Annotated in this window: 10 protein-coding genes and 2 pseudogenes; 3 read left to right on the top strand and 9 right to left on the bottom strand. The window is 37.6% G+C overall.

Features of this window, described 5'->3' with window-relative positions; all coding sequences use genetic code 11:
* Positions 1-312, bottom strand: a pseudogene (locus AB6C75_RS21765) (transposase); the annotation flags it as partial.
* Positions 313-379: 67 nt separating this feature from the next.
* On the opposite strand from AB6C75_RS21765, the pseudogene AB6C75_RS21760 reads away from it, so the two are divergent.
* Positions 380-514, top strand: a pseudogene (locus AB6C75_RS21760) (transposase); the annotation flags it as partial.
* A 193-nt stretch (positions 515-707) separates the two neighbouring features.
* Here the strand turns inward: AB6C75_RS21760 and AB6C75_RS21755 are convergent.
* Positions 708-2,213 (bottom strand): aldehyde dehydrogenase family protein, encoded by a 1,506-nt coding sequence (locus AB6C75_RS21755; protein WP_017098662.1) that lies wholly within the window; start codon positions 2,211-2,213, stop codon positions 708-710.
* A 376-nt stretch (positions 2,214-2,589) separates the two neighbouring features.
* Here AB6C75_RS21755 and AB6C75_RS21750 point away from each other — a divergent pair, with 376 nt between their 5' ends.
* The gene (locus AB6C75_RS21750) at positions 2,590-2,985 is read left to right on the top strand and encodes a hypothetical protein (RefSeq protein WP_017098661.1); all 396 of its coding nucleotides are present in this window, start codon (positions 2,590-2,592) and stop codon (positions 2,983-2,985) included.
* Complete coding sequence (locus AB6C75_RS21745; protein ID WP_017098660.1) at positions 2,975-3,232, top strand: hypothetical protein; 258 nt, start codon at positions 2,975-2,977, stop codon at positions 3,230-3,232. Before AB6C75_RS21750 ends, AB6C75_RS21745 begins: the two co-directional genes overlap by 11 nt.
* Before the next feature lie 477 nt (positions 3,233-3,709).
* On the opposite strand, the gene AB6C75_RS21740 is transcribed toward AB6C75_RS21745, so the two are convergent.
* The 7 genes from AB6C75_RS21740 to tpx form a co-directional block, all read right to left on the bottom strand.
* Complete coding sequence (locus tag AB6C75_RS21740) at positions 3,710-4,738, bottom strand: GlxA family transcriptional regulator (protein WP_372109223.1); 1,029 nt, start codon at positions 4,736-4,738, stop codon at positions 3,710-3,712.
* 157 nt (positions 4,739-4,895) lie between these two features.
* The gene (locus AB6C75_RS21735; protein ID WP_017098658.1) at positions 4,896-5,375 is read right to left on the bottom strand and encodes a hypothetical protein; all 480 of its coding nucleotides are present in this window, start codon (positions 5,373-5,375) and stop codon (positions 4,896-4,898) included.
* On the bottom strand, positions 5,359-6,156 hold the full coding sequence (locus tag AB6C75_RS21730) for a winged helix-turn-helix domain-containing protein (protein ID WP_017098657.1): 798 nt from the start codon (positions 6,154-6,156) through the stop codon (positions 5,359-5,361). The genes AB6C75_RS21735 and AB6C75_RS21730 overlap by 17 nt, the downstream gene beginning before the upstream one ends.
* Positions 6,137-6,667, bottom strand: a complete 531-nt coding sequence (locus tag AB6C75_RS21725) for a hypothetical protein (RefSeq protein ID WP_017098656.1) — start codon at positions 6,665-6,667, stop codon at positions 6,137-6,139. Before AB6C75_RS21725 ends, AB6C75_RS21730 begins: the two co-directional genes overlap by 20 nt.
* The gene (locus AB6C75_RS21720) at positions 6,642-7,379 is read right to left on the bottom strand and encodes a helix-turn-helix domain-containing protein (RefSeq protein ID WP_241810843.1); all 738 of its coding nucleotides are present in this window, start codon (positions 7,377-7,379) and stop codon (positions 6,642-6,644) included. The genes AB6C75_RS21725 and AB6C75_RS21720 overlap by 26 nt, the downstream gene beginning before the upstream one ends.
* Positions 7,380-7,956: 577 nt before the next feature.
* On the bottom strand, positions 7,957-8,565 hold the full coding sequence (locus AB6C75_RS21715) for a redoxin family protein (RefSeq protein WP_017098654.1): 609 nt from the start codon (positions 8,563-8,565) through the stop codon (positions 7,957-7,959).
* 2 nt (positions 8,566-8,567) lie between these two features.
* Positions 8,568-9,065 carry a thiol peroxidase gene (gene tpx, locus AB6C75_RS21710; protein ID WP_017100137.1) on the bottom strand — a complete coding sequence of 166 codons (498 nt, stop codon included), beginning with the start codon at positions 9,063-9,065 and terminating at the stop codon, positions 8,568-8,570.
* Positions 9,066-9,793: the final 728 nt, after the last annotated feature.

Here is a 9,793-nt window from a genome sequence, read left to right as displayed (position 1 = left end):
CCTCAACTTGCTTGGCTCTACGACTGATGCAGGTGTAATGCGGACAACTTAACGGCACATGGGCTAACCTAAATATCGAGTTGATAAAACCTTGCAGCGCTCTCAGTGGCATAGAAAAAACTCGTTTCACCATGAGTGCTGTCGTAATAGCTAAATCACTGAACCGACGTGGCCTCCCGCGCTTATTCTGTTTGCTTTGCGTCCAGCCACTTATCGCTTCTTCATCAATCCAAAAGGTCAAAGAACCGCGGTTAATGAGTTATTGATTGTATTTTGCTTCCAGTTGGTTGTTTTATAACGAGGTTTAGGTATAGGGCTACAAGAGGGAGTGAATGTAGCTGATCAGATCGTAGGTTTAGTTCCAATGAATTACGCAACAAAGCCGAGACTATGGGGAAATCACTTTTGGGCTAGAGGGTATTTTGTAGATACGGTCGGTGTGAATGAAAAAGTCATTCGCCGATATGTACGACACCAAGATAAGCAGGACATAGAGTATGAGCAACAACTGTAGTTATTGAAGAATTGATAGCGCGGAAGCCCCTTTCTAGGGATGATAAAGCGAAATTGCCTTCTAAGAAGGCGGATATTTTTTCAGTCTTGCATTGTAAAGGGGTCAAGGAAATGGGCATGGCTTAGACCATAAATATAATGAACCAAATGTTTGTCTGCCCATTAGGTTTTCGGGCAGACAATTAGCTTAATTTTTAAAAGAAGCCTAAAGGATTAACACTGTGGCTAACGATGATATTTTTGGTGTTCTGGTAGTGGTCTAGCATCATTTTGTGTGTTTCTCTACCAATCCCGGACTTTTTATAGCCGCCAAACGCAGCGTGAGCAGGGTAAGCATGGTAGCAGTTAACCCAAATTCGCCCAGCTTGTATATTTTTCGCCATATGTGAAATCAGATTGTTGTCACGTGTCCATACTCCAGCACCTAAGCCATACTCAGTATCGTTGGCGATTGCCAGAGCTTCTTCAGTGTCCTTAAATGTAGTAACAGCAACGACTGGGCCAAAAATCTCTTCTTGGAAAATACGCATATCGTTAGTTCCTTTGAAGAGGGTAGGCTCGACAAAGTAACCATTGTCTTCATTGCTGTTACCACCAATAAGTAATTCGGCACCTTCTTCATGACCAAGAGCTATGTATTTGCGAATTTTGTCAAATTGCTCTTGTGACACCTGTGAACCAACTTGTGTGTCGGTATCGAGTGGGTTTCCTTGTTGGATCGTTTTCATGCGAGTTTGCAAACGTGAAATGAAGCGATCGTAAATTGATTCATGAATCAAAACTCGAGAAGGACACGTGCAGACTTCACCTTGATTGAAAAAAGCTAACAAGACACCTTCGATACACTTATCAAGGTAACTGTCTTCGTGATCAAATATATCAGCCATAAAAATATTTGGAGATTTACCACCTAGCTCGACTGTTGACGGAATTAGGTTCTCAGCGGCACACTTCAGAATATGCTGTCCAACTTCTGTAGAGCCAGTAAAGGCTACTTTAGCAATCTTTTTATGTGTAGCAAGTGCTTGACCTGCTTCTGAACCATAGCCATTTACGACATTGATTACACCGGCAGGGACTAGATCTTCGATGAGCTCCATCAATACTAAGATTGATGCAGGAGTTTGTTCCGCTGGTTTTAATACTACGCAGCAGCCAGCAGCCAGCGCGGGTGCCAGCTTCCAAGCGGCCATTAAGAGTGGGAAGTTCCATGGGATAATTTGTCCTACAACACCAACAGGTTCTGGGAAGTGGTAGGTCATGGTTTGTGAATCTAGTTCCGCAGCGGAACCTTCTTGAGCTCTAATGCATCCAGCAAAATAGCGGAAATGGTCGACAACGAGTGGAATATCAGCGGCGAGAGTCTCGCGAATAGGTTTCCCATTGTCCCATGTTTCAGTAATAGCAAGCATCTCAAGGTTGTTCTCAATACGCTCAGCTATCTTTAATAATATGTTTGAACGCTCAGTGACTGATGTTGAAGCCCAGTCATTTTTCGCATTGTGCGCAAAATTAACTGCCAAATCGATGTCTTCTTGAGTCGAAGCTGGAATTTCACAAATTACAGAATGGTTGATTGGGGAGGTATTAGTAAAATATTTTCCATGTTTCGGTGCTACCCATGCCCCTCCTATGAAGTTTTGATACTGCGGCTTGAAATCGACAATCGAATTTTCAGTTCCTGGTTGTGCATATAACATTTTCAGTTCCTTTTTTTAGATTCTGTGCGTTATTATCCACCCGCACATGAAAAATAAAATAAGCAACTTCAACCATAGGTTAAGCTAGAATAAAAATAGCCATACTAAATCAATGGTTTATATGTTAACCGTGAAACTAAAAGTCTTGAATGCTTAGGGTATATGTCTTTTTCTAATGAATTTCATTTTAATATGCTAGTTCTATCAATGTAAATAGATCGCTATCATTACCAATATAGTAACCAAATAGGACATATATATCTGATCTTATGGACGTAATAATGGTGTTATTTTTATAACTACATGATATTTGGTTGGTTTGTTTTGTTGGTGCAATTGGTTTCACTGTTTTATTTTAAACATATAACGTTAACATATGAGGAACAAGAACAATGAACTAGAGGAATGTAAAGTGTATCAAGAATTGAGCCAACTGTTAGATGACATTGGATATGCATTTGATAAGCATGAGCTGAAGATATGTACTATCAGAGCTCAAAAAAACAAAGTTATAAAAGCGATGATTGTAAAGGCAAAAGAACTAAATTTTGATATTTCGTCAAATCTATCGAAAAGTGTCTTGTCAGCGATAGTTAGTCAGGAAGACATTAACGAGCAACAAGCGATTGACGTTTTGACGAAGTATGTAATTAGCGACAATATAATTCAAAGAGAAATGAGAGAGAGCCTTTTCCTTGCTGCGATGAGGAAAAGCGAAGAGTTTCATATTGTTATGCTATTGAATGGAGAAGGGGTAAATCGTGTTATCTGAAGAAATGCTTTATGAAAGAACCAAAGAAGCGCTGCGATGCGCACGCTTGCTTGAGCTTGATACATCCCAACAATTTATTAGAACATGTTTGAGTGCTTGTGTGGCTGATAAGCGTATTCATATTAACAATATTGGTGAGGTATTAAGCCATTCAATTGCTTATCCGAGTAAATTATTAGCTGGTGCATATGAGTCCAGTGAGCTTCATCGGTCCATAACCCCTGTCTTAGAAAAACTCTCTCAATAGTATTTGTCTGAGTGGCAAAAATGTCACATCAAAAGTAGTTGCTTGGGCCTAATCTGGCAGTCATTATTTTTTAAGCGATGTTTGTCAGATTGAACCTAAGGCTGAACTTTTTACGGTTTACGAGCTAACAGTGTATCTAGTGAATGTTAGTTGCCACTTTTTATCCACATGATTACTCGCCCTGAATTTTATAATCAATACGCATTTGACTCACCAAGATCGTCATCGTTTATTTCTTGCAGGTAAATTAGTCGACTTTGTTTTTGTTTCGCTTTTCTTTCCCTTGTGGTTTGTCGTTGAACGCTTGCAGATACAAGCGTAGGCGGAGAGACATCAACTTTCTTAAAGTTGAATTGATGAAGGCTGTGGAGCTCAAAGCCGGAGAGATACCAGCTTTATTATTGGGTTAATCATTTCAATCCAAGTGAATAACTCCCTTTTTAGCTAAGGGCTTAGGTCCAGTTAGAATTAAGGTGCTTAAATCTCACAAGCCTGTGTCGTTTTGCGATATTCTGTGGGCGTCATGTCGTAAAATTTTTTAAACAGCGACCTAAAATGGTTTGTGTCACTGTAACCAACTTGCTGGGATATTTGTTCTATGTTTAAGCTGGTAGTGTCCAGCTTGTCTCTCGCTAATACCACTCTAATACGTTGTATGTAGTTCATTGGAGATTCGCCAGTTGCTGCTTTGAAGCGACGTTTCATTTGCCTTTCACTCAAAAAACTTTTCTCTGCACACATAGCGACAGATAGCCTGCTTGGGTCTTCATTGTGCATCCACTCTTGTAACCGATCAATCAAACTGTCGCTATGTTGATGGTATTGAGCAAAGCTCGTTAAACAAATTCGCTTAATTTTTGAAACATCACCTCCTAAGTACTGTTCACATTTAATTCTTTGGGCCGTGCCTAACAAAGCATCAATTAACAAAATTGTTGCAGCAAAGTATTCTTTAATGCTGGAGGTGCAAATATATCGGTCTTCATGAGTTATTTTCAAGTGTGGTTTGAATTTTACTTGGGGGAATTGATTTCGAAAATCTTCAGCATATACCCAATGTGTAGTTGCGCTTCGTTTGTTTAAAACCCCAAGTTCAGCCAGAAGAAATGTCCCCGTACATAAAGAGAGAACAAATTCACACTGCGTAATTTGTTTTTTTAGCCAATATTTAACCTCTTTGGGTAAGACATAAGACCCCTTATTTATGTCACCACAAGCACCTATTATTAAAATGTCGGTATGTTCGACGGATTCCCAATGCGTACTACTGTTAATTGTTAGCCCCCCTAAGAATTGAGTCGGCCCCCCTGTGACTGATACATAACTGACCTGTGGCGCTGGTAATCCTGCTTGCCTTGAAGCAATTGTCAGCATTTCGATTGGTCCCGAAATTGCTGTGATTGGGCTTCCTTCTAACAAGAGTGCAGTAATCTTTAAAGGTTCTCTTTTTCTGATCATGAGTATTACGTTTCTCAAACATGTCCTATTTGCTAGTACTATGTCCATAAACCCTTAAGAACACTAATAAACAAATCCGAAATTTAAATTACTCGTCATTAGATTGATTTTAAATGAATAAATTAAGTCATTGATATTTATATGTTTATAATCAACACATTTAGTTATAACTAAATCTGTTGATGATTTAGATTGATTACTCTAATTAATCGGCCGTGATACACTGGACACTGCCGGTCAATAAACTGGAATAACAGAAAATATACTTATCTTGGTATAAGGTCTGGAAAAATTGTTCCGATGAATTCTCAATCAAGTGTGCTTCAGTGAAATCAAGTTCTGTTGAGGGAGTGTAGTTTGCGCTACGTAGCGCGTTGGTTGTCGAAAAGAGGTCTGCACCCCAGAAATAAACGGAGTAATAGATGTTGAGGGCTTTGTTTTCGCCTTCGGATAATAAGCTACAATGCGCATCGTGAACTCCTCCCCACAGATGATCTACGGTAATTACTTCTTTGAAGGAGTCGACTTCAAATTTTTTATATGTACGACCATGAGAAAATAACATGATGTTGTTTCGACCATCTAAGAATAGAGGATGATTAAGGGTATTTATCCATGAGATAAACGTAATGACGAGTATATTTGCCAAGACCAGAAAAATAATGGCTTTACCGACATTGTTCATTAATTTCCTCTCTTACTTGCTCGATTGAATAGTCTCGGGAAAAACTAAAATTCATTGTGTTGTGTTCATGTAAATTATTAGGTTGATAAACACACGATACATAGAGTTGCTCAGGGTTTTCAGAAATATAGAGCATACGTAAGTCACTTGAGTATCTCCCTTTGAGGTCATTGAAACGTTTATCTCCATTTTTAGTATCAGTAAAATAGTACGTTACGCCCAAATGTTCACGCTGGTTCCATTGAATACGATCTGTGGTGCTATTGTAATATATGATCCGCGTTAACCAAGTGAGACTAACTAAAAATAACAGTGAGAGAGTCAATAGAATGAATCTTTGAAGGTATTGTAGATGGGCCGATAGACTGGTCTTCTCATGGTCTTGAGGTTGGAGAGTGTCTGGGATTATTTCTGAACTAGGTGTTGATGAGTTGTTTTGTTCAAGAACTATTGGCACCTCAAGGCTTATTATGTTGCTTACCAGTAAATAACCATGCTTTGGGACTGTTTTTATAATATTTTGTTGTCGGCCATTGTCACCTAAAGCTATACGTAGGTGGGCTATAGACTGAGTTAAACTAGCTTGCGAGACGACTCGCCCTGGCCAAGCCACGTCGATTAGGGTACTTTTTAAAACGGTTTCGCCTTGATTTTGACATAAAAGCTCTAAAATTTTGCAATCTGTAGAGTGCAATTTTTTGCTCTCCCCATTACTTTGGTTAGTTAGCTGGCGCCTAAGGGTTGGATTAAATATCCACATGCTATGTTGTTTTCTTGTCATTGACGTCAATTTTTTCTTTATTTTCAGATATATTGACACATTGAACTGAGTTGTTCGACAGTTGGATGTAACAATATTGGTGGGAGGTTTCTAACAAAGTTTGAAAATTTTCTTCGCCGCCATCAAAGAGCGCATGTTGCTCTGGTAAATCAAAATATTCTGTTTCTGGAGTGTTAACCAGTTGATTTATATATTTTATGGAATAAATGGATTTCGGCCAAAAGGTAATAAGAAATTGTGTGTCCAGTTTTTTTCCATTGTCGAAATGGATAGAAGCCATTAATAGAAATCGGTTCCATAGATAAGGTTTTAAGTGATAGTCGATTTTTCTGTATTTCTTATCTCCCATTTGCTCACCGTAAGTCAGAACTGTTTTACTTATTTGGGTATTAACGTTTTGAGCAAAACTAGGAATAAACGATGCATTGAGAAAAATTTGAATAGGCAACAAGGCAAGTAAAAAGACAACGCTAAGCAAATAGTGTTTATTGGCATTTTTGTACAATATCATTGCTAATCCCCTCTATAGCGCGCTTAACATCAATGGAAAAGTTGATGCTTTGGCCGTAAGGTGATGATGCATTCTGGTGAATGCAACTTACATAAATCCTAGTTTTATTTGAAGCAATATAAAAATTCACATTGTTTAAAGTAGGGTGCCTAATCAGCTGTTCTAAGAGTTGTTGACTATGAAAATCGTTGTTCTTGATCGTAAAGGTGTTAGTTTGAGAGTTCAACCTTGACATGTTCAGTTTAGGTTCGCTTTGTGAAGGTATGAACAAAAACCAAAACAGTAAACAGTTCATGCTGACTAATAAAACTATTACGCCAGCTTGCCAAGAACACTTAAGCTTAAAAGCCACTACCTTATCAGGTCGCCTAGTCTCGGGTTGGGCTTGGTTAGTTAAAACTAGAGCTATTTTATTATAAGCGACAAAGTAACCGGCTTTAGGTACGGTTCGAATGATACATTGTGCTTCCACTGTATCATTCAAAGCTAAACGTAATGATGCAATGGCGTGTGTGATACTGGCATCTGAAACAAATTTCCCCGGCCAAATTTTTTTGTGAATTTCAGATTTAGTTACGACTCGATGGTTATTCGACAGTAAGAGCAATAATAACTGGCTTTCTGTTTTTGTTAGTCTCTTTTCTTCACCTGATATTTTATTTCGAAGTTGAGAGTGTTCATGAGGTCTAAAATCCCACATAGATAGCTGCATACCTATACTTGGTGTTGTTTTTAAATGAAATATTACAAACTTACCAAATTATTCAATAGACAACAACTAGTAAAATAGTATGAACTCGAGTTTATAATAAGAATTGATTATAGGCGTTGAGGGCAATTTTGCTTTGTTTTTTAACGAGAACTTTGAAAGGTATACTTAAATCAGCACAGTTACTTCCATTTATGTGTCTGGTTTCATTGAGATGCGTTGATGCCTTCCTCTTGTGAGTTCGTATGTATAATGATATCGACTCTACTTGACTAATCTATGGGATTGCATCGGTGTACTATTGGAGAGAGGCAGTTGTAACTAAGTTGATATTATTTAATGAAATGATGGAGTGCCATGTTGTATTTTGATTTTATTATATAATTTTCAATTAAAATTTCTTCTACTAATGCTTCTAATATAGATGATTCTTTTAGTTTAAGAGCACCTAATGATACCAGGATTAACAACCCTATAAATATATTTTGTTTTTTTATGGTTTTCATTATTGATTGTTATTTATATAATTGGAATTAGGTTAATATATAAGAGGCTAATGCCCCTTATATATTTCCGGAGTCTAGCGGTTTTCTAACGCAACTTTCACTGCTCGTTCTAAACTAGGGATAGTTGTAAGTTCAGGTACTCTTTGGGTATAAATGACTTGGTTATTCATACCCACTACAATAATACTTCGACTAAGTAAGCCTAACTGCTTAATTTGAGTTCCTGTATTGAGGCCAAACTTATGTTCCGAAGAGTCAGAAAGATATGTCGCTCCGTCAAGAGAATGCTCTCTAATGAACCGCTGTTGAGTAAAAGGAGTATCTGCACTGACTGCATAAAATTCAATGTCTTGAAGTTTGTGATGGTTGCTTTCTATGTATTGAGAAAGCTCAATAGCTTGTTGAACACAAACAGGTGTATCAACAGATGTCAATATGCTATAAATTTTTATCGATTTACTTTGCGCACTAGTATCATAGCTTTCTAAATCTGAAGTCAACATCTTAGCCGAAGGCAATAAATCGCCTACTTCTAATGGTGTACCAATCAGATCAAACTTTGTGGTGTTATCAAGTGTGACGACTTGTGTCTCTCCAAATCCAGCATCGTCTTCAGTAGTTTCAAACTTTGCGAAGGCGTTTATTGAATAAAGGGTGGCAGCAACAATAAGTAGTTTACGCATGATTATGATAAAACCGCTAGCGCAGATTCATAGTTTGGTTCAGTAGTAATTTCAGAAACCAATTCGCTATGTTTGACTATACCATCTTGACCGATAACGATAACAGCTCTCGCAGCTAATCCTTCAAGCGCACCTTCATTTAAGTTTACACCGTAGTTTTCAGTGAATGATGACTCTCTGAAGAAAGAAGCGGTTGTTACATTATCAATGCCTTCTGCACCACAAAAACGATTCATAGCAAAGGGTAGATCAGCAGAAACACATAATACGATTGTATTGTTTAAATTAGCGGCTTTCTCGTTAAATGTACGAACGCTTGCAGCACAAACTGGGGTGTCAATGCTAGGGAAAATATTTAATAAGACATTTTTCCCTTTTAGGCTTTCTAAGGTTAGGCTATTTAATTCTTTGTCGCAGAGAGTAAAACTTGGTGCTACTTGATTAGGTTTAGGAAATAGACCTGAGATTGAAACGGGGTTACCTTGAAAAGTTATAGACATGTTAATACCTTTTTATTGTTTATTTTTTGGTTAGAAATTATTGAGCGGCGAGATAGTAATTTGATATTTATAAATAACAAATCCGATGTGTTGTCTTCTATTTGTTATTATTTAAGATTCTAATAAATAAGATGTTAAGTCCTAAATACCCATTGTTTTAGTCCGATTTGAATGGCTTGGTTGGTGTATGATTTAATTTTTTCTGTGGAGTTTCTGAAGAGTGTTCGTATTTAGGTGTGTTTTCGAAAATTAAATATTATTCATAGGGAAAGAACGTGATTTTTTACGTTGTTTTTTGATTCTTTAACGATGAGCGAGCTGTATTCAGGAATTAGTATTCATTCCTAAACAAAGAACCCCCAGTCATGCTGTTTTAGTTGGTCAACTTTCAAAGACAGCGTGACTTCTTACATTTACAATGAAATTAGACCATAGATTAAATTCATTATCATATTTTCTAACTATCCTATAACCACGATTTTGCAGTCACGCTCGCTAGTCCTATTGTATATAATTTTGAAAATAAAGACAAAACTGACAATCGAAACACAGGGGAATGAAAAAAACATTTGCATTTTTACTCGATATTTCGACTCAGACCTTAGCGAAGGCCTTCCTGCCAATGATTATGAATGGAAGGCTTTGTTGCGTAATTCATTGGAACTAAACCTAAAACCTACGATCTGATCAGCTACATTCACTCCCTCTCGTAGCCCTATGCCTAAACC

Origin of the sequence: Vibrio sp. 10N.237.312.B06 (genome assembly GCF_041464685.1) — a bacterium.
In the GTDB taxonomy this organism is placed as follows: domain Bacteria; phylum Pseudomonadota; class Gammaproteobacteria; order Enterobacterales; family Vibrionaceae; genus Vibrio; species Vibrio tasmaniensis_A.
The sequence above is the reverse complement of the archived record's forward strand: the minus strand, read 5'-3'. Positions and strand labels throughout refer to the sequence as shown.

Excerpts from the sequence above, each read along its gene's own strand:
- AB6C75_RS21730 (WP_017098657.1), bottom strand. The coding sequence starts at position 6,156 with ATGACAAGAAAACAACATAGCATGTGGATATTTAATCCAACCCTTAGG.
- AB6C75_RS21750 (WP_017098661.1), top strand. The coding sequence starts at position 2,590 with ATGAGGAACAAGAACAATGAACTAGAGGAATGTAAAGTGTATCAAGAA.
- AB6C75_RS21755 (WP_017098662.1), bottom strand. The coding sequence starts at position 2,213 with ATGTTATATGCACAACCAGGAACTGAAAATTCGATTGTCGATTTCAAG.
- AB6C75_RS21715 (WP_017098654.1), bottom strand. The coding sequence starts at position 8,565 with ATGCGTAAACTACTTATTGTTGCTGCCACCCTTTATTCAATAAACGCC.
- AB6C75_RS21720 (WP_241810843.1), bottom strand. The coding sequence starts at position 7,379 with ATGCAGCTATCTATGTGGGATTTTAGACCTCATGAACACTCTCAACTT.
- AB6C75_RS21740 (WP_372109223.1), bottom strand. The coding sequence starts at position 4,738 with ATGGACATAGTACTAGCAAATAGGACATGTTTGAGAAACGTAATACTC.
- AB6C75_RS21725 (WP_017098656.1), bottom strand. The coding sequence starts at position 6,667 with ATGATATTGTACAAAAATGCCAATAAACACTATTTGCTTAGCGTTGTC.
- AB6C75_RS21735 (WP_017098658.1), bottom strand. The coding sequence starts at position 5,375 with ATGAACAATGTCGGTAAAGCCATTATTTTTCTGGTCTTGGCAAATATA.
- tpx (WP_017100137.1), bottom strand. The coding sequence starts at position 9,065 with ATGTCTATAACTTTTCAAGGTAACCCCGTTTCAATCTCAGGTCTATTT.